The sequence below is a fragment of the Parapedobacter lycopersici genome (assembly GCF_024643285.1).
GTDB classification, from domain to species: domain Bacteria; phylum Bacteroidota; class Bacteroidia; order Sphingobacteriales; family Sphingobacteriaceae; genus Parapedobacter; species Parapedobacter lycopersici.
Map to the genome: position 1 here is coordinate 255,711 of NZ_JAMSLW010000001.1, position 19,909 is coordinate 275,619.

At 49.5% G+C, this 19,909-nt stretch carries 24 protein-coding genes; 13 read left to right on the forward strand and 11 right to left on the reverse strand.

Annotated elements, in window-relative coordinates:
- Positions 1-124: 124 nt before the first annotated feature.
- On the reverse strand, positions 125-1,567 hold the full coding sequence (locus NEV57_RS01145) for an ATP-dependent DNA helicase (RefSeq protein WP_257657020.1): 1,443 nt from the start codon (positions 1,565-1,567) through the stop codon (positions 125-127).
- Between the two features lie 88 nt (positions 1,568-1,655).
- Here NEV57_RS01145 and NEV57_RS01150 point away from each other — a divergent pair, with 88 nt between their 5' ends.
- The 6 genes from NEV57_RS01150 to NEV57_RS01175 all read left to right on the forward strand — a co-directional run bounded on the left by NEV57_RS01150 (position 1,656) and on the right by NEV57_RS01175 (position 6,120).
- Complete coding sequence (locus tag NEV57_RS01150; RefSeq protein WP_257656450.1) at positions 1,656-2,456, forward strand: DUF3822 family protein; 801 nt, start codon at positions 1,656-1,658, stop codon at positions 2,454-2,456.
- Positions 2,447-2,980 (forward strand): 16S rRNA (guanine(966)-N(2))-methyltransferase RsmD, encoded by a 534-nt coding sequence (rsmD, locus tag NEV57_RS01155; protein ID WP_257656451.1) that lies wholly within the window; start codon positions 2,447-2,449, stop codon positions 2,978-2,980. Before NEV57_RS01150 ends, rsmD begins: the two co-directional genes overlap by 10 nt.
- 72 nt (positions 2,981-3,052) lie before the next feature.
- Positions 3,053-4,177 (forward strand): FAD-dependent monooxygenase, encoded by a 1,125-nt coding sequence (locus tag NEV57_RS01160; RefSeq protein ID WP_257656452.1) that lies wholly within the window; start codon positions 3,053-3,055, stop codon positions 4,175-4,177.
- A gap of 73 nt (positions 4,178-4,250) precedes the next feature.
- Positions 4,251-4,850, forward strand: coding sequence for a Crp/Fnr family transcriptional regulator (locus tag NEV57_RS01165; protein ID WP_257656453.1), 600 nt, complete (start codon positions 4,251-4,253; stop codon positions 4,848-4,850).
- 54 nt (positions 4,851-4,904) lie between these two features.
- Positions 4,905-5,357, forward strand: coding sequence for a DMT family transporter (locus NEV57_RS01170; protein WP_257656454.1), 453 nt, complete (start codon positions 4,905-4,907; stop codon positions 5,355-5,357).
- Positions 5,358-5,532: 175 nt separating this feature from the next.
- Positions 5,533-6,120: a GNAT family N-acetyltransferase gene (locus tag NEV57_RS01175; RefSeq protein WP_257656455.1), complete on the forward strand. Its 588-nt coding sequence runs from the start codon at positions 5,533-5,535 to the stop codon at positions 6,118-6,120.
- Positions 6,121-6,222: 102 nt separating this feature from the next.
- Here NEV57_RS01175 and NEV57_RS01180 read toward each other — a convergent pair whose 3' ends face one another.
- Positions 6,223-6,660 (reverse strand): carboxymuconolactone decarboxylase family protein, encoded by a 438-nt coding sequence (locus NEV57_RS01180; RefSeq protein ID WP_257656456.1) that lies wholly within the window; start codon positions 6,658-6,660, stop codon positions 6,223-6,225.
- 197 nt (positions 6,661-6,857) lie between these two features.
- Here NEV57_RS01180 and NEV57_RS01185 point away from each other — a divergent pair, with 197 nt between their 5' ends.
- A complete protein-coding gene (locus tag NEV57_RS01185; RefSeq protein ID WP_257656457.1) occupies positions 6,858-7,484 on the forward strand; it encodes an alpha/beta fold hydrolase in 627 nt (208 codons plus the stop codon).
- Between the two features lie 288 nt (positions 7,485-7,772).
- Positions 7,773-8,243: a pantetheine-phosphate adenylyltransferase gene (coaD, locus tag NEV57_RS01190; RefSeq protein ID WP_257656458.1), complete on the forward strand. Its 471-nt coding sequence runs from the start codon at positions 7,773-7,775 to the stop codon at positions 8,241-8,243.
- A gap of 47 nt (positions 8,244-8,290) precedes the next feature.
- On the opposite strand, the gene NEV57_RS01195 is transcribed toward coaD, so the two are convergent.
- Positions 8,291-8,839 (reverse strand): NUDIX hydrolase, encoded by a 549-nt coding sequence (locus NEV57_RS01195; RefSeq protein WP_257656459.1) that lies wholly within the window; start codon positions 8,837-8,839, stop codon positions 8,291-8,293.
- 55 nt (positions 8,840-8,894) lie between these two features.
- On the opposite strand from NEV57_RS01195, the gene pyrE reads away from it, so the two are divergent.
- Positions 8,895-9,548: an orotate phosphoribosyltransferase gene (pyrE, locus tag NEV57_RS01200; protein WP_257656460.1), complete on the forward strand. Its 654-nt coding sequence runs from the start codon at positions 8,895-8,897 to the stop codon at positions 9,546-9,548.
- Positions 9,549-9,629: 81 nt separating this feature from the next.
- On the opposite strand, the gene NEV57_RS01205 is transcribed toward pyrE, so the two are convergent.
- From NEV57_RS01205 to NEV57_RS01230, 6 genes are all read right to left on the reverse strand, one after another.
- On the reverse strand, positions 9,630-10,379 hold the full coding sequence (locus NEV57_RS01205; protein WP_307876370.1) for a superoxide dismutase: 750 nt from the start codon (positions 10,377-10,379) through the stop codon (positions 9,630-9,632).
- 109 nt (positions 10,380-10,488) lie between these two features.
- Entirely contained in the window at positions 10,489-11,199 is a 711-nt protein-coding gene (locus tag NEV57_RS01210) for a DsbA family oxidoreductase (RefSeq protein WP_257656461.1), read from the reverse strand.
- A 30-nt stretch (positions 11,200-11,229) separates the two neighbouring features.
- Positions 11,230-12,198 (reverse strand): aldo/keto reductase, encoded by a 969-nt coding sequence (locus NEV57_RS01215; RefSeq protein ID WP_257656462.1) that lies wholly within the window; start codon positions 12,196-12,198, stop codon positions 11,230-11,232.
- Between the two features lie 114 nt (positions 12,199-12,312).
- Positions 12,313-12,945 carry an NAD(P)H-dependent oxidoreductase gene (locus tag NEV57_RS01220; protein WP_257656463.1) on the reverse strand — a complete coding sequence of 211 codons (633 nt, stop codon included), beginning with the start codon at positions 12,943-12,945 and terminating at the stop codon, positions 12,313-12,315.
- A 46-nt stretch (positions 12,946-12,991) separates the two neighbouring features.
- Entirely contained in the window at positions 12,992-13,591 is a 600-nt protein-coding gene (locus NEV57_RS01225; protein ID WP_257656464.1) for a TetR/AcrR family transcriptional regulator, read from the reverse strand.
- A 120-nt stretch (positions 13,592-13,711) separates the two neighbouring features.
- The gene (locus tag NEV57_RS01230) at positions 13,712-15,109 is read right to left on the reverse strand and encodes an MFS transporter (protein WP_257656465.1); all 1,398 of its coding nucleotides are present in this window, start codon (positions 15,107-15,109) and stop codon (positions 13,712-13,714) included.
- A gap of 43 nt (positions 15,110-15,152) precedes the next feature.
- On the opposite strand from NEV57_RS01230, the gene NEV57_RS01235 reads away from it, so the two are divergent.
- The 4 genes from NEV57_RS01235 (at position 15,153) to rlmB (ending at position 18,940) form a co-directional block, all read left to right on the forward strand.
- Positions 15,153-15,650 (forward strand): DinB family protein, encoded by a 498-nt coding sequence (locus NEV57_RS01235; protein ID WP_257656466.1) that lies wholly within the window; start codon positions 15,153-15,155, stop codon positions 15,648-15,650.
- A 68-nt stretch (positions 15,651-15,718) separates the two neighbouring features.
- A complete protein-coding gene (gene rocD, locus NEV57_RS01240; protein ID WP_257656467.1) occupies positions 15,719-16,954 on the forward strand; it encodes an ornithine--oxo-acid transaminase in 1,236 nt (411 codons plus the stop codon).
- A 440-nt stretch (positions 16,955-17,394) separates the two neighbouring features.
- Positions 17,395-18,132 (forward strand): hypothetical protein, encoded by a 738-nt coding sequence (locus tag NEV57_RS01245; RefSeq protein WP_257656468.1) that lies wholly within the window; start codon positions 17,395-17,397, stop codon positions 18,130-18,132.
- Between the two features lie 31 nt (positions 18,133-18,163).
- On the forward strand, positions 18,164-18,940 hold the full coding sequence (gene rlmB / locus NEV57_RS01250) for a 23S rRNA (guanosine(2251)-2'-O)-methyltransferase RlmB (RefSeq protein WP_257656469.1): 777 nt from the start codon (positions 18,164-18,166) through the stop codon (positions 18,938-18,940).
- 4 nt (positions 18,941-18,944) lie between these two features.
- Here the strand turns inward: rlmB and NEV57_RS01255 are convergent, their stop codons facing one another.
- Both NEV57_RS01255 and NEV57_RS01260 read right to left on the reverse strand, forming a co-directional pair.
- The gene (locus NEV57_RS01255) at positions 18,945-19,070 is read right to left on the reverse strand and encodes a 30S ribosomal protein THX (protein WP_257656470.1); all 126 of its coding nucleotides are present in this window, start codon (positions 19,068-19,070) and stop codon (positions 18,945-18,947) included.
- 194 nt (positions 19,071-19,264) lie between these two features.
- A complete protein-coding gene (locus tag NEV57_RS01260; RefSeq protein WP_257656471.1) occupies positions 19,265-19,861 on the reverse strand; it encodes a YceI family protein in 597 nt (198 codons plus the stop codon).
- Positions 19,862-19,909: the final 48 nt, after the last annotated feature.

Sequence of the window (19,909 nt, forward strand, 5' to 3'; positions counted from 1 at the left end):
CACACCTGCCAAGGGCGACTTTCACACAGGCTGTATTTTCTTCTTTCGAAAATCATCCAAGTAACGCGTAAATCAGAAGGGGAGGAGATGGAAGCCGGTTTAGTGTCAACCCTTACCGGTACGTTTATGGCTGGCGGCCGGTGGTTTCATTCAGAAAGAATTGATCGCTGAAATTGACCAGGAAGAGTTCATGGGTTGCCCGTGTGCACGCGGTATATAACCATCGCAGAAATTCCGTATCCAGCATTTCGTCGGTTAAATATCCCTGATCCACAAACACGCACGGCCATTGACCACCCTGGGCTTTATGGCAGGTAACAGCCATCGCAAATTTTAACTGCAACGCGTTGTAGTAGGGGTCTGAACGCAGTGCCTCCAGTCGGGCTTTCTTGTCGCCTATGTCGCTGTAGTCGGCCATAATGGCATCATATAGGCGTTGCTGATCTGCCTGTGTAAGGTTTGGAGTATCCATATGCAGGGTGTTAAGCAGTACCCGGCAGTCGAAGGGCCCTTCGGTGTCGGTGTCGATCAACTCCAGGCTGACATCCGCAAACCGGAACCCGTGCTGCTCGTGCACGTTGCGCACCCGACGGACGTGCGCCATATCGCCGTTGGCAATAAAGCCGGAGCCTTCGTTCGCGTCGGCGAGCCAATGGTAGTTGTTCCGGACAACCATGATGTAATCGCCACCGGTGAGTTCCTCCTCGCGAAACAGAATGCGGTTTCGGATATGCTGGTTGTACAGGTTTGCATTTTTATTGGAGCGGCAGATCACCATGGTGTTCTCCATACCGTATTTACCATAAGCATAATGCAGCCCCTCCAATAGCCGTTCGCCTGTCATCCGAAAAATATCAGGAAAACCCCTGACCCGGAACTGCGGGAAAGCCGGTACTGCCATATCCGTTTCCACCTGCACCTGCTCACGGATCCGGGTGGCGTTATAAAGAATGCCTGAATCCTGCTGCTGCCGTACTACCTCGGTAAGTTCGTATGTGAAAACACGGAAACCAAAGGCGCTTTCCAGCGACTGGATGTCCAGGGCAGGACTTTTTAACATGCCCACCGGGGGGAGCTGCGCCCGGTCGCCCACGAGCATCAGTCGGCAGTTCCTGCCTTTGCGGATATAGGCGATGAGGTCTTCCAGCAGGCTTTTTTGATGGAATGTAACCCGTTCATTGGAAATCATGGACGCCTCATCCACGATGAACAGCGTGTCTGTATGCGGATTTTCGGCCAGCTGAAAAGCAAGGTCGGGCGATAGCGCCGTTTTTTTCCGGTATATTTTTTTATGTATGGTGAAGGCTTTCCGATGTGCGTACAGGCTCATCACCTTCGCTGCCCGTCCGGTGGGAGCAAGCAATACGGAACGCATGGACAACGCGGGGAGCGTTTTTACCAAGGTACTGATGAGGGTAGTCTTTCCCGTTCCGGCATATCCTTTCAATACAAAACAGCCATCCGGCCCGCTGTAGCTTAAAAAATCAGCCAGCACCCGGAAGGTATCGCGTTGCTGGTCGGTTGGCGGCAGCGGAAAACGATTGGATAGCAATTGGGCGATATGCACGTCCAAAGGTATTTAAAAGTTGTCCAATTCAGCGGTCGCCGCAAAAATTGTTTTTCAGGATTTATCTAAGTATGTTTGTCGATAATACATGAATCATATTTATACTTCAACGGATTTCGACAGCCGTCGGGCAGCAGATTATACGTTACTGGTGCGGGTGGGACAGTCGGCGGATACGCTGGCGGTTGTTGACAGTCAGTCGCAGCTCAAATTCTTTGCGGTTGCTGGCCCGCAGCAACAGATAGAAGCGCTGGAGGGACTTTCATTCGGACAGGTAAGGATTGCAGCTACAGACCATAGCTATTCATTTGTTCCGGAGGCGGTGTACGACGACGCGTTACTGCCCGTATACGGGCGGTTCCTGGCAAATGACGGATTGACTGTCCCGGAAGTATCCCCTGTTGCGCCTTACGATATCAGGCTTATTTATCAGCTGAACAGGCTCGGACTGGAGCGGTATACCGCGGAATTCCAGGAAGTTACCGTTTATTCAAAAACACACGCTTACCTGTGCAGTATCAGCGGCCGCACCCAGGGAGAAGAACGGTTGCTTACCGTAGACATGACCGGCGATGCCAATGCGTGCATCGGCTTCTTTGCAGATGGAAAACTTCGTTATTGCAATGACTTTGAAATCCATGAGCCTGCCGACCTGCATTATTACATGCTTGCCGTGCTGGAGCATCTGGAATTATCGGACGGGAAACTGCCGATGCTGCTGTCGGGTGATATCGTGGCCGGCGATCCTTATTATTCGTGCCTCGCCACCTATAGCGAAAGCATTATGTGGGCTGATCTGGAGGAACTGACCGGTATCGCAGTGTTACCGGATCTGCAGCAGGACCAACACCGGTTTCTTTCGCTTTTTGGATTGCTGCGATGCGTATAATCGGCGGTACCCATGGCGGACTCCGGCTGCATCCACCCACCAGCCTGCCTGTGCGGCCAACAACGGACCTGGCCAAGGAGGCGCTATTTAATATCTTACAGCATCAATTGGATTTTACGGACCTGCATGCATTGGATTTATTTGCCGGCACAGGTAACATTACTTTTGAGCTAGCCTCCCGCGGTGCCATGGATGTGACGGCTGTGGATATTCATTTCAAATGTGTCCAGTACATTGCCGCAACGGCAAAGAAGATTCAACTTCCGGGAATAAGGGCAATAAAGGCCGATGTGTTGCGGTTTCTTGTAAAATGCGAAGATACGTTCGACTTTATTTTTATTGACCCGCCCTATGACCTGCCACAGCTTCCGCAGCTTCCGCAGCTCGTCCTTGAACGGAACCTCTTGCGTGAACAAGGACTTTTAATATTGGAACATCCTTCCACCCGCCAGATTCCGGCGCATCCGGCATTATCCGATACCCGTAAATACGGCTATTCATCGTTTTCGTTCTATAAAAAGTAAGGACAACGCTTACCCTTATTTTCTTTTTTTGGGAAGCACTCCTTTATCAGCGAAATAAACAAAATCAAGATAATGGAAATTGCAATTATAGGGGGAGGAATCGGTGGGTTGACAACAGCTTTGGGATTAAAACAATGCGGAAAAGCGGTGACAGTTTATGAGGGTGCCCCCGAAATTAAACCTGTTGGTGCAGGCATTATCATGGCAAATAATGCGATGCAAGTATTTGAAAAGCTTGGTATTCGTAATAGGGTTGAAAATGCCGGATGTAAGATTTCCCGCATTAAAATCACCGACGTCCGGCTCAATACACTTTCCGAAACAGAACTTACCCCGTTTGAAAACAAATACGGTGTTTACAATGTTGCCATTCACCGCGCGGATCTGCAAAAAATATTGGCAAGCGAAATCGGTTTTGAGCATATAAAACTATCAAAAAGACTGGTCAGGATTGAGCAGGAAAATGATTTCAAACTAATTTTTGAGGATGGAACAAGCGCAAATACTGACGTTATCATAGGTGCTGATGGCATAAAATCAGTGGTAAGAAATGAATTGTTTAAAACAGGGAAAATAAGGGATACCAAACAAAGATGCTGGCGTGGAGTAAGCGAATTAGACCCCACTTCAAGATTCGACCACGAAGCTTTCGAATCCTGGGGCAAAGGCAAGCGTTTTGGGTTTACAAAGATTGCTGAAAATAGCATCTATTGGTATGCTGTGATTAACGAATCCCTAATGAATGAGCACGCAGACATCATCGGACTGTTCAGTGAATTTCATCCCGAAATAATCAACATGATTGCGGGAACACCTAAAAACAACGTGATATTCAGCGACATCATTGACTTAGCACCCATCCATCAATGGCAGCATGGAAAAGTTTGCTTAGTGGGCGATGCTGCGCATGCCACAACACCCAATATGGGACAGGGTGCCTGTCAGGCCATAGAGGATGCGTATATCATTGGGAAACTATTTGGACAGGAAAAATCCCCTCAGGAAGTATTTACGCAATATGAAGCATTAAGAAAGAAAAAAGCACACTTTATCGTAAACACAAGTTGGAGGCTTGGAAAAGTCGCACATTACCAAAATAGCGTTGCTGTTTGGTTTAGAAATACATTGATGAGAGCCATTCCGCAATCAGTTAGCAAAAAACAGCTGAATAAAGTTTTTGATATTGATTACACATAGACTAAGCGCTCGCAAGCACCGGCAATAAATAGCGTTCCTATTTTATGAAATTTGAAAATATACTTCAATATAAGTGGAAGAAAGCAAAAAATATTTAGCCGAGTTTAAGGAAACGGTGATGAAATATTATCCCCTAAGCGAAGCGGCATTTTCGATGTTTACGCATATCGTCCAGTTTAAAACATTAAAAAAAGATGAGATACTGCTTCAGATTGGGGAAGTGTCCAGGCGCCTGTACTTTGTTAGCAAAGGTGCAATAATAGCCTTTTACGTAGATGATGAAGGGAATACATACAATAAAAATATCTTCTTGGAACGGCAGTTCGCCGGCTCAACTGTTTCCGCACTTTTAAATATACCCTCCGAGTTCACACTGCAGGCAATCGAAGAAACTGTGCTCATCAGTATTGATTATCGCCTTTACAGGGAACTTATTGATAGCAATAATGAGTTTAAGCATTTTTACATCGCCTATCTTGAAAAGAATTGGATAATAGATAAAGAACAACGGGAAATATCGCTGGTCATGGAAAATGCAACGACAAGATACCTAAAACTTTTATCTGCCTATCCTCATATTGACAAAAGAATCCCACTCCAGCATATAGCGTCTCATTTAGGTATTTCTCCTACGCAGCTGAGCAGAATCCGAAAAGAGTTAAAGGAAAAATAACGGCACTCAACATATGTAAAGTGGGTAACCAATTCCTTAAAATAACTTTGCCTTATGAAACTACAAATATTACAGGCAATCGCATTTTTAGGAGGGGTTTGCTTAGCAATACAGGCTGGCTTCAATGCCCAATTAGGTACTATTCTTAAAAAATCAATCCTTGCTTCCATTTCAACAGCTATTGCAAGTGCACTTTTCGGCCTACTGTTTTTATTGTTGTTTTTTGCAAAGGATATACCCGGTAGTCAGGTAATCAGGCAGGTGCCTTGGTACTTGTGGCTTGTCGGCGGATTGTTTAGCGTGGTTGGGATTACGGCTTATTATTTTACGATCCCCAGACTGGGAATTGCTAAAATGATTTCATTGGGATTATGCGGACAGCTTATATTCTCCATGATAGCGGGGCATTTTGGCTGGTTAAACTTACCAGCTAATCCAATAACACTAAAAAAAATCATTGGTGTGGTAACGATGGCTGCTGGAATAATCCTCATTAACTCAAAATAGAAAAGCAATGGAAGATACGCAACAGAAAAATATCGACAACTTAGTTTCAATCTGGCAACTTGTTGCTGAAAGTTTCAACCAGTCAAGCCACACTGACAACGCCGTTAATCATTGTGAAATCAAATCATCTGACTGGCCAAATCGCATCTGGTTCTCGACACGTATAACAGGTAAAATGGTCAAAGCAGCCGCTGAAATCGTTCAACATGCTTCCATTCCCCTTACCGTGAGCCATTGGAGTCCATTTGAAGACAGCGCAAAGCCGCTGTTTGAACAAGCTGGTTTCACGGAAAAATCCAGCCAGATTGGAATGTTCCTTACGAATCCACAAAAGGTAAACCACTCCAATCGCATAACATTGGAGAAAATAACAACCGAAGCACAGGCAAACCGTTGGGAAGAAGTATATCCCGCTGGTTTCGGATATAAAATAGCTGCCGAGATCCTGAATAGAACCAACCGGCTGATCTCCTATTATTTAGTTTACCATAATGAAAACGTCATTGGTACGGTTTTCACCCATCGGACCGGAAATACACTCGGAATACACGGATTAGGTATCTCGCCGGCGTATAGAAACCAGGGTTTTGCTGAGGAAGTGATGGCCAGGCTCATCAACCGCGCAGTTGACGAAGGGATCGATTTAATAGTGCTGCAATCATCCGCTATGGGCCGAAACATTTACCTGAAAATGGGCTTTTCGGAAGATTTCCTAATGACAAATTACCGTTTAGTAAAACGCGGAAAGGCACTGGACGCTTAAAAATGCCAAATGGAGTCACCTTGCTATTTCACCATTGATAGCAGACGCTCCATGTTTCGGCCATTTTAGTTTTCGTGTAGGGGGTGGAAAGTTTGAAATTACTTAATCCAATGGGGTTCTACTGGTTATTGTAATCCTGTTCCAGCCGTTAATCGCTACGATAGCCATCATGACGGAAGCAATTTCTTTCGATGTGAAATGTGCACTGGCAGCGTCGTACACTTCATCCGAAACCGGACCGTTCGCAATCAGGGTCATGGCTTCTGTCAGCGCCAGCACTGCTTTCTCTTTTTCGGTAAACAGGTCTGTTTCCCGCCAGGCATTCAACAGAAAAATGCGTTGTGCTGTTTCTCCAGCCTTTATCGCGTCCCGAGCATGCATATTGATACAGTAAGCACATCCATTAATCTGGGAAGCCCGGATTTTAATGAGTTCAAACAGTTTTTTATCCAGCCCGCTTTCGGCAAGGTATTTTTCAATGCCCAGCATTGCCTGGAATGCTGCTGGATCTATTTCTGGTAAATTTAGACGTTGGGCCATTATTTTAATTGATTTTATTGATGAAATTTAATGGTATCTAGTCTGGCAAAAGTACAGAATAAACTGATTTCGGGAAAGCAAAGCGTTCAGGCCAAGATCACCAAAATTTACAAGCAGCTCCGAAAAGATGCCATCCAAAATGAGTTCAGAGGCTGCCACTTTCATAACTTAATGTCCAAAGTCTCCAGTCCGTAGTGATGGAAAAGTTTGTTGATGCATTAGGTATTAAAAAAGCAAGCTTCCTGATGCACGACTATGGCGGTCCCGTTGGCTTTAGAATGATTAGCAGACGACCGGAGTTACTGGATGCCATGATGATAATGAATGCCAATGCGTATCAGGAAGGACTCACTGCAAGCTCGCAGCCACTTTTTGATTATTGGAAAAATCCCTCCGGGCAGAATGAAGCGATTTTAGCCCAGCTATTAACGGTTGAAGGCACCAAGTTTCAGTATTACGATGGCGTGTCGGATCAAGCAGTTATTAATCCTGCTGCCGTTTATACTGACCAGTTTTTTTTGGACAGGAAAGGCAATAAGGAAATCCAGTTAACGCTTTTATACGATTACCAGAATAATGTATCGTTATATCCGGAGTGGCAGGAATTATTCAGCAAATTGCAACCTGCTACGCTGGTTGTTTGGGGAGAAAACGATAAATTCTTTTCTAAAGCGGGTGCCCTGAAATATGGTGTGGACTTAACTCATATTGAATACGCTTTTTACCCGACCGGACATTTCCCGTTAGCGGAATTTCATCAGCAGATTGCAGAAAAGGTTGATGTGTTTTTGCGCCATAATCTGCGCTGGTACAACGGGCAGTAGATTTAAATTCAGGCGCAGCATCGTAACGGATATAGGCGGAATGGCCAATTCCCAATGTGGCCATTTTCTTTCCGGGATTTTTTACGGAGGGCGGATAAAAAAGGGAAGTACAGTTGTGCTTTATCCTTATTTTCTATATTTGCATGAATGAGTTACAAGGTAACCAAATGAAAGCGAGTGCAGTTGGCGCCATTAATAAATCGTTGTCGATAACGTGCTAAACGCCTGTAAGCTGCCTTGTATAAACAATTTTTGGCCGTTGATCTTTTTATACAAAAAAGGGGTGTTATGAAAATCGCAGTATTCCCCGGATCGTTTGATCCGATTACCAATGCACACGTGGATATTGTCGAACGGGGCCAGCGACTCTTCGATAAAATATATGTGGCGGTCGGTGTCAACCAGACAAAAAAAGGACACTTTTCGACTGCGGAACGGCTGGCGATCATTGAAGAAGTGTTTCACGGCAACAACCGGGTGGAGACCATGCAGTTCAATGGACTCACCGTTGATTTATGCCGCCAGGTAAATGCCGGATACATCCTGCGCGGCATGCGGAATACACTTGACTTTGAATATGAGCAGGCCATTGCCGGTAATAATGGCATGCTGGCACCTGATATCGAAACGGTATTTCTGATCAGCCGCAGCGGATTGTCCCATATCTCGTCGACCATTATCCGTGAAATCATGGCCAACAACGGGGATATCAGCCAGCTGGTTCCGCTGGCCGTGCAGCAGGCCTATCAGCGCCGGTAACCCGCTGCTGTGTCGTTTGTACGGCTACTGAACTTAACGTACGATACTTATAGCCTGTCCAGTATATCCGCAATCAGCGGATATGTGTTTTTCCGTATTTTGTTGAATTTATCCTTGGCAAGCCAGATGGCTTCGGTAATGTCTTCTTCAAGCTGCGGTTTTAGCCTGGGCACTTTGTTGACGCCCATTTCATACCAGTTTGTCTTCTTGAGTACCGGTACTCCTTTTATCGGATATACGTGATATGTGGTGGTAACTTTCGGACCCAGGTAATCCACTTTGATGCCGCATTCTTCCTGTACCTCCCGGATAGCGGCTTCCTTCATCTGTTCGCCTTCATCCACCTTGCCCTTCGGCAGGTCCCACTTTCCCAGACGATGGATAAAGAGATAGTCGCCGTCGCCATTTTTTACTACGCCACCGGCAGCCCTGATTTCCTTTATTTTTTTTAACATACTGCTGAAAATGGCCTTTGGATCGTTTACCGGCACGAAATATGTTATTGGTAGGGCAGCGTCCTTAGATTGCCTGACGAGTTTTTTCAGATCAATATCTTGATGGTCAATTGATTGAATATCGGGTAGATTTTCAGGCATAAAATCTGCAATAATAAGAGCAGATTGGTTCATATAAATTTTATAGATTTGCGCCATGAATAACATGAATGAGGTTGAACAAAAAGTTGCTGAATCATTATTGCAAATAAAAGCAATTAAATTACAACCTAAAAGCCCTTTTACCTGGGCTTCGGGTTGGAAGTCGCCTATTTACTGTGACAACCGGGTGGCGCTGTCCCATCCCCCCATCCGTACGTACATCCGTCAGAAGCTGTCTGAGCTTATCCAGGAGGAGTTTGGTTCTGTGGACATGGTTTCCGGCGTAGCCACTGCCGGTATCCCGCAGGGAGTGCTGGTAGCCCAGGATCTGGGACTGCCGTTTACGTACGTGCGAAGCAGTGCAAAAGATCATGGCCGCGAAAACCTCATTGAGGGCGAAGTAATTGAAGGCCAGCGGGTCGTGGTTATTGAAGACCTGGTTTCTACCGGTAAGAGCAGCCTGAAGGCCGTACAGGCGCTGCGCGATGCCGGTTGCAACGTGGTGGGTCTGGTATCGATATTTACGTATGGTTTCCCCGAGGCCGAAGCCAACTTTACGGCTGCCAAGTGCCGGAACATCAGCCTATGCAACTACAATGCCCTGATTGATGTCGCCGCGGAACGCAACTACATTCTTTCAGAAGATATTGAGGTGCTGAAACGGTGGCGGGAGAATCCTTCGAATTGGTCGCCCGACCAATCAGCATAAACAAAAAGCCGCAACTGTATAAAGCTGCGGCTTTTTTTATGAAGTTGATAGCGCCATGTCTTAAGTTATGCCTGCTGCAGGTTACACCTGCTGCGCGACAAAATCCCAGTTAACCACATTCCACCAGTTGCTGATGTAGTCGGGCCGTCTGTTCTGGTAATGCAGGTAATATGCATGTTCCCAGACGTCAAGACCCAGTAACGGTTTACCGGATAATTCCACATCATCCATCAGCGGATTGTCCTGATTGGGTGTAGATCCTATTTTAAGTGTACCGTTATCACTCACCAGCCAGGCCCAGCCCGATCCGAACTGTCCCGCTCCGGCGGCGGCAAACTGCTGCTTAAATTCATCTAATGATCCAAAAGTGCCGTTAATGGCGTCGAGTAATGCGCCGGTCGGTGCGTTACCTTCTACAGGTGCGCGCAGCGACTTCCAGAAAAAAGAATGGTTCCAGGCACCACCGCCATTATTGCGCACGGTATCCGATAGTTTCGATATGCTGGCAAATAATTCCTCTGGCGTAGCATAAGTCAGTCCTTCGTCCTTGATAGCGGCGTTTACTTTGTCGATATACCCGGTGTGGTGTTTGGTGTAGTGGATTTCCATCGTACGTGCATCGATGTGCGGTTCCAGGGCCCCGTATTCAAAACCCAGCGGATCCTGGGAAAAAGTCAGTGCATCGCCTGTTCCCGATTGGTTGGATGACGTTGGTGCGCCGCATCCGGCCAGCAGATTTACGGGGTTTACTCCCAATACGGTGGATGCTGCGGTAGCGGCGGAAAAACCAAGGGTTGTACGTAGAAAATTCCTTCTGTTTGTGGATGCCATAATGGTTAACGATTTGTATTTACCTGATATATACAACCAAATGTAGGAATTTGTTTTTAAACAGGGCCGATTTCAGCCATTTATTTAAGGAATGTGACAAAGCCGGTTGCTACGCACACGTGCCGTCGGGACTGCAGGAAGGGCCTTCGCTCACCTCCAGCGTTACCTTCGGGTGGTCCGAACGCCACTCCGCAAATGATTTTTCCAGTGTTTGCAGAAAAACAGCGGTTGGCTGTGCACCGGATACCGCGTATTTTCGGTTAAATATAAAGAAAGGTACACCCTGAATTCCAATTTGCCGTGCTTCCCGGATATCGGCGGCCACCTCGTCGGCATATTGATTGCTTTGCAGTACCTGCTGCGCATCCCCGCCATCCAGGCCTATTTCCGCGGCGAGGGTAACCAAGGTTGCCGTATCGCCAACATTTTTTCCGGCCGTGAAATGCGCATGGAATAGCTTCTCCTTCAATTCGTTGCCGAGCTGCCGCGCCTTTGCGAAATGGAGCAGCCGGTGGGCGTCAAAGGTATTGGTGACAATGGCCCGGTCGAAATGGAACTGTAACCCCGCAGCCGCGCCGGCCCGGGCTACATTGGCGGTCATTTCCTCGGCCTGCGCCAAACTGATGCCTTTCCGGTCCGACAGGTACTGGTAAGTGTCTCCGTAGGATGTATTTTTAGCCAGCGTGGGGTCAAGCTGAAAGCTCTTCCACTCCAATTCCACAGCAGCGGCATCGGCAAACTGTTGCAACGCATGTTCATAGTTGTGTTTGCCAATATAACAGAATGGACACATGATGTCCGACCAAACTTCTACTTTCATATCAATTGTCTTAAGCTGATTTTACTTTGATTATTTATTTCCGGAAACCGCACTTGCCTCGTCCAGCTGCGCCATTTGGCCGGGAGTAAGCCGCAATGAAACGGCTCCTGTGATATCGGCCAGCTGTGCCTCGGTGGTGGCGCTTACGATTGGTGCAGTAATAAAGGGTTTGTGTAGCTGCCATGAAATAGCTACCTGAGCAATAGGAACATCAAGGTCAGCCGATACTTGGTCTAACGCATGTAATATTGCCATCCCGCGTGCGTTCAGGTACTGGTCAACAATGCCCGCTCCACGTGGACTTTTACCGGCGTCGCCGGCATTCCGGTACTTGCCGCTGAGGAATCCACTGGCCAGTGCGTAGTAGCTGATGACGGCCAAGCCTTCCGCATTCACCAAGGGCAGGTATTCCTTTTCAAACTGCTCGCGGTCGTACAGGTTGTACAGTGGCTGTACACTGATGTAGGAAGCCAGCCCGTTTGCCGCAGCATACTGGTTCGCAGCCGATATGCGCTCGGCGGACAGGTTGGACGCGCCGATGTAGCGCACCTTGCCCGCCCGGACCAGGGCGTTGAAGGCGTCCATGGTTTCTTCCTGCGGCGTGTCAGGGTCATCGTAATGCGACTGATAAAGATCGATGTAATCAGTTTTCAGCCTTTTCAGGGATGCATCCACGGCCTGTTGGATGTAGGCCGCACGCAATCCCTTTTTTCCATCTCCCATGTCGCCGCCGAGTTTTGTGGCAATAACCAGCTGGTCCCGTTTTCCGGTTTTCCTGAGCCAGTTGCCGATGATCGTCTCGGATTCGCCGCCACGGTTGCCCGGAACCCAGGTCGAATAGGTATCAGCCGTGTCGATAAAATTGAAGCCGGCATCCACAAATGCGTCGAGGATCCGGAAAGACTGCTTTTCATCCAATGTCCAGCCGAATACATTTCCGCCGAAGGCGATGGGGGAAACTTTTAAGTCGGATTGCCCGAGTGTTCTTTTATCGGTCATTTTAGTTGTATTTATTGATATTACAATCTGGTCACGGTTTCGTTTTCCATTAAAGGCGGCCCCGGGGCTGTGACATTTCCCAGGACCACCTAACCTGTGTAGTGATCGCCGTTATTAAGCGATTTTTAAAAACAGTTCATCGCTGGGGATGCGTACCTTTTTCTGGTTTACCAGCCAGTCGTTTTCGCTGTCACGGTAGCCCAGTGGGAGCAAGGTTACACTTTTTAATCCCTGCTGGGGCAGTTGCAGCAATTCGTCCAGTGCCGCATTATCGAATCCTTCCATCGGGGTGGCGTCCACTTTCAATTCAGCCGCCGCGGCAATGGCCACGCCAAACGCGATGTATGCCTGGCGCGCAGCGTGTTCAAAATTTACACTGGCGGGCCGAGTTAAATACAGACTTTTTAACCGGTTTTTGTAATCGTCAAACGTGTTTTCGGGCAGTCCCCGTTCGGCTACCGTATGGTTGAAGATTTCGTTTATCCGCTCATCTGAGTAGTTATCCCACGCCGCGAACACAAGTAAATGTGAGCTCTCCGAGATCTGGGTCTGTCCATAGGCAATCGGCTGGATCTTCGCCTTCAGTTCCGGGTTGGTAATGACGATTACTTTAAACGGCTGCAGGCCGGATGAAGTGGGAGCGAGGCGGGCGGCAGTTAAAATCTTGTCGACCTGCTCCTGAGGTACCGGCTGACCGTTCATTTTTTTTGTGGCATAACGCCAGTTTAATGCTTCAATGAGTTGCATGTGTGCTTCAGTTAAATAGTGTTTAATATTTAATAATCAAATTGTTTTAGTTCATCAGAGCCTTCACAAATCCGTTGATGGCATCCTCCAGTGTGAGCCTTGCTTTTTCAGGGCATCCGGGGACGGCGATCAGGCTCATGGCCACGAGGCCGTGCAGGATGGACCAGAATGTGGTGGTCTTCAGGTGGGTGTCCGTTTCCGGGTTTTTCCCGGCGCGTATCGCTTCTTCAATTGCGGTATGCAACACATCGCTTACCTCTTTGATTTCCCTGATCTCCCGGACCATTTCACAGGTGGGGATACCTAAACCATACATGAGCTGGTAGTGCCTGGGATGCTGGGTAGCAAATTCCCAGTAGGCCCGGGCAAGGGCCATCAGTCGGGCTTCGGGGGCGTCACCCGCCTGCTGGGCGTCCGATAGCTGGCTGGCCAGCAACACATAGCCTTCCCGTGAGAAAGCTTCCAGAATAGCGTCTTTACTTTCGAAATGCTTGTATACGACCGGGGTACTGTATTCAATACCATCGGCAATCCTGCGGATCGACAACGCCTCCCAGCCCAATTCTTCAACAATTTGCCAGGATTGCGCAAGTATTGCGGCGCGGACCTCATCCTGTTGTCTTTGTTTACGTTCAGCGATTCCCATTTGTGACACCGTGTATAAAAGTTAACACTGTCAGCAAAAGTAACAATAGAAACATTATGCCGGAAATGGATTGGCTGAAAACGACAATTAGATGACGAAAAGCCGCCTGTAGTGCCCGGTTTAGGCGTTGGGGCGGCGGAATATCAGGTGACCCAGCAGCATCAATACCGTACAGCCGATTCCCACAACCGTCACACCGGTCCACGCCATGTATTCCCAGGCCAGCGCAGCAATGAGGGTACCCAGCGATCCGCCGATAAAATAGCTCGTCATGTAAATGGTATTTACCCGGTTTGTCGCTTCGGGGTGCCGGGCAAAAATGATGGCCTGGTTGGTCAGGTGGATGGCCTGCAGCGCCATGTCGATGAACAGCACGCCCACAATCAGCGCCAGGTAGCTCGTCGCTCCCGGACCGCCCAGCAGGAACCAGGAAAGCAGGGTAACGGCAGTCATAATGATAATAAGCCGGTTTTTGTTGAGCCGGTCAATCCGTTTGCCCAGGATGGCCGGTGCGATCGCGCCGGCTACCCCCAGAATTCCGAATGCGCCGGCTACTCCGCTCCCGGCATGGAACGGCGGTCCTTCCAGGTGAAAGACCAACGTAGTCCAGAATGCGGTAAATGTGGCAAAACTGCATGCTCCACGCCAGGAAGCCAGCCGCAGTTCCGGGTCCGACCGGAAGTAGTGCGCGAGCGACCGCATCAGGGCGGCATAGCCGCCGGTGAAACCGGGTGCCACCTCAGGCAACTGTCGAATCAGGATAATCCAGTAGATGAACATGGCTACCGCACCGCCGAAATACATATAACGCCAGCCCAGGTATTCGCCCACTACACCGCTGATGATGCGAGAGGCGAGCACACCGATCAGCAGACCGCTCATGACCAGACCAATGGCGTGGTTTTTCCGGTCGGGGGTAGCCAGCGTGGCGGCCATCGGCACGAACAGTTGCGGTATCACGCAACTCAATCCGATCAGGAAGCTTGCCGTTGCCAGCCCCGTCAGTGAGCCGCTGAAAGTCGCCAGCAGAAGTGAAAGCGGAATAAACGGAAAAATAGCCAGCACCAGCCGCCTACGGTAATACATATCGGCCAATGGTACCACAAAGAACAGCCCGGCCGCATACCCGATCTGCGTTAGCATGGCCACAATACCCACTTCACTTTCCGAAACGTTAAAATCCCGGGCAATCTGGCCCAATAGAGGCTGGTTGTAATAATTATTGGCCACAACAAGTCCGGCACCGACGGTCATCAGCCACAAGGTCCGTTTATCCAGGCCACTGTCGGGCGGGGAGGGCTGCCTATCGTAAAACATCAGGCGAAGTCCTCCTTTACCTCCCTGTGATAGCCATACGGACCCAGGGAAGCGAAACGATGACCAGGTGCCCGGCGCCGGTACGGCAATGACAGGAGAGAACCGGGGATAAATACAATCATTTGCTGCTTTTTCATCAGGTAGTTTTTGAAACCGGGCAAAAATACCTAATTTTTTTTCGCCCTGCCATAACGTTGTCATCCGCGGCCGCTACTTTCGCTTATATAACAAATAATTGCAGAACATGGATATCATTAAAGAACTCTTAACTGAAATGGAAAATGAAGCGGTAACCACCCGCAAAATGCTGGCCCTCGTACCGGACGACCGGCTTGACTGGTCGCCGCATCCAAAAAGCATGACGCTGAAACAATTGGCCACACACGTCGCTGAGATCCCTTCGTGGGTGGTAATCGCCGTTGATCACGATGAACTGGATTTCAATGCAGGCAGCTATCAGCCGGCACCGGTTAGCAGCAACGCGGATTTATTGGCGCTGTTTGATCAATCATACCAGGCCGGGCATGCCGCATTGAGCCGGTTGCCGGAATCCAATCTGGACACGCCCTGGATTATGCGTGGTGGCGAAATCGTTTACCTGGACACCACAAAATACGGCATGGTCCGCCATGCTTTTGCCCAAACGATACACCACCGGGCACAGTTGGGCGTATTCCTGCGATTGCTGGACATCGCCATTCCCGGAAGTTACGGTCCGAGTGCCGATGAAATGGGGGGATAGCCCCCATTTTCCGGTGTGTGCCGCTTTCACTGCCCGGTTTTTCGGAAAAAGAATGTTAAATTTGGCACATGTCACGCACAACCGGTCAGCATACCAAAACCCAGGAATTCATTGCGAAGGAATTAACCTACAGCGCCCATAACTACCACCCCCTGCCGGTAGTGCTGGAACGGGGTGAGGGGGTATACCTCTGGGATGTGGAAGGAAATCGGTATTACGATTTCCTTTCCGGTTATTCTGCCGTGAATCAGGGACATTGCCACCCGAAGATCATTGCGGCGCTGGTAGACCAGGCCCAAAAGCTCACGTTAACGTCCCGGGCGTTTCACAGCGACCTGCTGGGGGAGTATGCACAATACATCACGGGATATTTTGGATATGAAAAGGTACTGCCGATGAACAGCGGGGTGGAAGCGGTGGAGACGGCACTGAAAATAGCCCGCCGCTGGGGCTATGATAAAAAAGGCATACCCGCCAACATGGCCAAAATCATTACGGTGGAAGGTAATTTCCATGGCCGTACGCTTAACGTTGTTTCGTTCAGCACGGACCCGTCATCGCGCGATGGTTTCGGACCTTTCATGCCCGGTTACGAAATTATTCCATACAACGACCTTGATGCATTGGCTGCTGCATTAAACGACCCGAATGTCGCCGGTTTCCTCGTAGAACCCATTCAGGGCGAAGCAGGGGTTTATGTGCCCGATGACGGTTACCTGGCGGCGGCCTATGCGCTGTGCCGGAAGGCCGATGTGTTGTTTATCGGCGATGAAATCCAGACCGGACTGGCCCGCACAGGCAGGATGCTGGCATGCGACCACGAAGGGGTGCGGCCGGACATCCTGATCCTTGGTAAAGCACTAAGCGGCGGAACGATGCCAATATCAGCGGTACTGGCGGATGATGCCGTGATGCTTTGTATCAGGCCGGGCGAGCATGGTTCTACTTTCGGAGGGAATCCTTTGGCCTGTAAGGTTGCCATTGCTGCCCTGGAAGTACTGAAAGAGGAAAACCTGGCCGCGCATGCGGACGAGCTGGGTGCGTATTTCCGGGAGCGGCTGCTGGCGCTCCGCCACCCCAACATCAAGCAGGTGAGGGGTAAGGGCCTGCTTAATGCCATTGTGATTGACCACCCCAACCCGGATGCAGCCTGGGAACTTTGCCTGGCCCTGAAAACCAATGGGCTGCTTGCCAAGCCGACACACGGCGATAAAATCCGTTTTGCCCCCCCGCTGGTGATTACGCGGGAGCAGCTGGACGAATGCATTGAGCTTATTAAAATAAGCCTGGCAGCCATAGCGTAGTCATTTTCTCCGCACACGTTTACCTATTCCGGTCTTCTTAGCCGCAACCCGATGGCGCGGCTTGAAAATCCATTCGATTGTTTCTGGGGATTTGTCCGCCCCTCCGTCGTAACACTTTCGCTTTGCGGACAGGGTGCGACCGCACTCCCGCCACGGTGGCAGCACGTGCCACCACGTAAAACGTGGACTCACCGTGGACTTACCGTGCATTCAGGGTGCACGCATGTCGACGCAGTGCCGGGGCATGGCCGGAGCGATACCGAACCAATTGCGGGGGGTGTACTAATTTCCATTTTCATAATAGCGTTCCGAAAGGCCATTATCAATTTTAAAAGGCATGCCGAAGCCTGGCTTTAAAATCCATAAAAATGAATAAATAATTGATATACAGTATTTTGTTTACTTAACTTAGCCTGATATTACACTAAAAAAAAGAAACTATGGGAAAGGTAGAAAATGGTTATGTCCGCGGGTTGGTGGGCTCCGTAATCAGTCGCCGGGTAGGCGACCTGAATGTGCTGCAGGGACGTCCCCGGTTACGGAAGCAGCAGACCGCGGGCACAAAAGCCGCGGGAGTGGACTTTGGCACGGCCAGCCGTAGCGCAGGAATGATCAGGCGGGCGTTCTGGACCCTGATCCTGGATTATCAGGACAGCGGCATGATCAATCGGCTGAATGCACAAGTACTGCGGGCCATGCGGGCGAACCGCAGCCAGCAGGCAGGAACCATGCAGCTTGCCGCCGGAAAGTTACACCGCCTGGCGGATTTCCAGTTCAATGCCAAATGCCATATGCAGGATTACCTGTTTGCGGATGTTGATATCACCTGCACAGCATCGGGCGGACTGGATATCATTATCCCGGCCTTTGATTCGGAGCGGGACCTGCTGTGGTCGGGTAACGTGACGCACTGCCGTATCCGGCTCCAGGCATTTGCTTTTGATTTCAGCACCGGGGTCCGGCGTAAGGTCGGCAGCGATGAATACCTCATCCCGCTGCGCACGCGGGAAAAAGCAGTGCCACGGCAATCCTGGCATTTCGATGTGTCCGATCCGGCCGGGACGGTAATTATAGTGGGCATGTCCCTTGAATTTTTGCGTCATATGCCGCAGGGTTTTCATTTACTGAACGATATGGCACTGCATCCTGCGGCCATATTGGGTGCTTTTGTGGTATAATATCCGTAACTTCGCCGGCAAATACGAATATATGCAACAACAGCATTGGCGGGGTGGTCAGGAAAAGCGGGAAACAAACCAACAGGTTTATGGCATTCGTGCAGTCATTGAAGCCATTGACAGCGGGAAGGAAATCGAGTCTATTTTCGTTCAGCGAGGGCTTAGCGGCCAGCTGCTTGCGGAGCTGAAGCAGGTGCTTAAGCAATACGGCATCACGTATCAGCAGGTGCCTGTTGAAAAACTGAACCGCATGACACGCAAAAACCACCAGGGGGTTATCGCGGTTATCTCACCGATCACCTACCAGCGTACGGAAGACCTGGTGCCGGCCATATACGAAAGGGGAGAAGTGCCCCTGTTGCTTATACTGGACGGTGTTACCGATGTACGCAACCTGGGTGCTATCGCCCGTACTGCCGAATGTGCGGGTGTGCATGCGCTCATCGTACCGAAAAGAGGTTCTGCCGAAATTAATCCTGACGCGATCAAGACGTCGGCGGGCGCACTGTTTAAGATAAACGTATGCCGGGAAGATAGTCTGGCCAAAACCGCGCGATTCCTGCAGGATTCCGGTATTCAATTGGTGGCCTGTACGGAGAAGACAACCGACAACCTGTATCAGCTGGATTATACCACGCCAACGGCGCTCGTGCTGGGGTCGGAAGAGCACGGCATTTCAGACGAACTCATCCGCATAGCGGATCACCTGGCGAAGATACCCATGGCCGGATCAATCGCGTCACTCAACGTTTCGGTATCGGCCGGCGTGGCACTGTACGAGGCCCTTCGGCAACGGATGGCAACCTAAAACGTTACGCTTTTGCTGCGGTACCCGACGGTACCCGTTGCTGCTTCTTCTGCTTTTTACGCGGCCTTTTCTTGCCGTAGGACCCAGCTACAATTTTTCCGCGTTTTGTTTTTTTATCTCCTTTTCCCATGAGTTGCGCATGTATAGGGGTTAAAATAAATGTTCAACAGGTATAAGGCTGATTAAACGAAATTGTTTTATAAAAAATCATTTCGGGAGGTATTACCGGATACATCCGGCAGCGGTCCGGCCGGATGCCAATGAAAAATGCCACCGGCAAAGGGCACGGTGGCATAAGTAACGGTATGTGTTTTTCCGGGGCAGTTATTGCCTGATGAACTCGCCATCGGCCTGGATGCGCACCTCATCACTCAGCATGGGCGCAGGGAACTTCGGACCGATACCGAAATCGGAACGTTTGATGACACCGGTAAGTTGAAAGCCGGCCGTCTGGCTGTTATTGTTTGGATTTTCATTTGTACCCCGGTACCAGAGGTCCATCGTTACGGGTTTGGTAACGCCATGGATGGTCAGGTTTCCACTGAGTTTATAGCGGTTTTCACCAGCGGCTTCAATGCCCGTGCTGCTGAAAGTGAGTTCCGGGAATTTCTCCACATCAAAAAAGTCGGCGCTCCGCAGGTGGTCGTCCCGTTTTTTTACTTCCGTATTGATGGAAGCCGCGTTTATCGTAAGTGTAAAAGCAGCATCGCTGAAATTGGGCTGTGCTGCGCTGATGGTGGCATCAAACTGCTGGAAGAGTCCCAGAATGTCGGAGATGCCCGAATGCGTAATCATAAACGTGATTTTCGAGTGGTTAGGGTCTGCCTTCCACGTTTGTTGCGCGGTAGCGACCGTGCTGGCAAGGCAAACGAGCAGAACCATTGCGAATGCCCGCTTGATTAATTGTTCATACTTTTTCATCGTTATTTGTTTTAAGGGTGAATATCAGTTCCGAATCCGGTACAGTCT

What these genes read in the sequence shown, in the direction of transcription:
- NEV57_RS01195 (WP_257656459.1), bottom strand. Translation starts at nt 8,839, where the DNA reads ATGCCTGAAAATCTACCCGATATTCAATCAATTGACCATCAAGATATT.
- NEV57_RS01260 (WP_257656471.1), bottom strand. Translation starts at nt 19,861, where the DNA reads ATGAAAAAGTATGAACAATTAATCAAGCGGGCATTCGCAATGGTTCTG.
- NEV57_RS01180 (WP_257656456.1), bottom strand. Translation starts at nt 6,660, where the DNA reads ATGGCCCAACGTCTAAATTTACCAGAAATAGATCCAGCAGCATTCCAG.
- NEV57_RS01160 (WP_257656452.1), top strand. Translation starts at nt 3,053, where the DNA reads ATGGAAATTGCAATTATAGGGGGAGGAATCGGTGGGTTGACAACAGCT.
- rsmD (WP_257656451.1), top strand. Translation starts at nt 2,447, where the DNA reads ATGCGTATAATCGGCGGTACCCATGGCGGACTCCGGCTGCATCCACCC.
- rlmB (WP_257656469.1), top strand. Translation starts at nt 18,164, where the DNA reads ATGCAACAACAGCATTGGCGGGGTGGTCAGGAAAAGCGGGAAACAAAC.
- NEV57_RS01175 (WP_257656455.1), top strand. Translation starts at nt 5,533, where the DNA reads ATGGTCAAAGCAGCCGCTGAAATCGTTCAACATGCTTCCATTCCCCTT.
- NEV57_RS01210 (WP_257656461.1), bottom strand. Translation starts at nt 11,199, where the DNA reads ATGAAAGTAGAAGTTTGGTCGGACATCATGTGTCCATTCTGTTATATT.
- NEV57_RS01245 (WP_257656468.1), top strand. Translation starts at nt 17,395, where the DNA reads ATGGGAAAGGTAGAAAATGGTTATGTCCGCGGGTTGGTGGGCTCCGTA.
- NEV57_RS01235 (WP_257656466.1), top strand. Translation starts at nt 15,153, where the DNA reads ATGGATATCATTAAAGAACTCTTAACTGAAATGGAAAATGAAGCGGTA.
- NEV57_RS01220 (WP_257656463.1), bottom strand. Translation starts at nt 12,945, where the DNA reads ATGCAACTCATTGAAGCATTAAACTGGCGTTATGCCACAAAAAAAATG.
- NEV57_RS01150 (WP_257656450.1), top strand. Translation starts at nt 1,656, where the DNA reads ATGAATCATATTTATACTTCAACGGATTTCGACAGCCGTCGGGCAGCA.
- coaD (WP_257656458.1), top strand. Translation starts at nt 7,773, where the DNA reads ATGAAAATCGCAGTATTCCCCGGATCGTTTGATCCGATTACCAATGCA.
- rocD (WP_257656467.1), top strand. Translation starts at nt 15,719, where the DNA reads ATGTCACGCACAACCGGTCAGCATACCAAAACCCAGGAATTCATTGCG.
- NEV57_RS01215 (WP_257656462.1), bottom strand. Translation starts at nt 12,198, where the DNA reads ATGACCGATAAAAGAACACTCGGGCAATCCGACTTAAAAGTTTCCCCC.
- NEV57_RS01255 (WP_257656470.1), bottom strand. Translation starts at nt 19,070, where the DNA reads ATGGGAAAAGGAGATAAAAAAACAAAACGCGGAAAAATTGTAGCTGGG.
- pyrE (WP_257656460.1), top strand. Translation starts at nt 8,895, where the DNA reads ATGAATAACATGAATGAGGTTGAACAAAAAGTTGCTGAATCATTATTG.
- NEV57_RS01185 (WP_257656457.1), top strand. Translation starts at nt 6,858, where the DNA reads ATGGAAAAGTTTGTTGATGCATTAGGTATTAAAAAAGCAAGCTTCCTG.
- NEV57_RS01170 (WP_257656454.1), top strand. Translation starts at nt 4,905, where the DNA reads ATGAAACTACAAATATTACAGGCAATCGCATTTTTAGGAGGGGTTTGC.
- NEV57_RS01230 (WP_257656465.1), bottom strand. Translation starts at nt 15,109, where the DNA reads ATGACAACGTTATGGCAGGGCGAAAAAAAATTAGGTATTTTTGCCCGG.
- NEV57_RS01205 (WP_307876370.1), bottom strand. Translation starts at nt 10,379, where the DNA reads ATGGCATCCACAAACAGAAGGAATTTTCTACGTACAACCCTTGGTTTT.
- NEV57_RS01225 (WP_257656464.1), bottom strand. Translation starts at nt 13,591, where the DNA reads ATGGGAATCGCTGAACGTAAACAAAGACAACAGGATGAGGTCCGCGCC.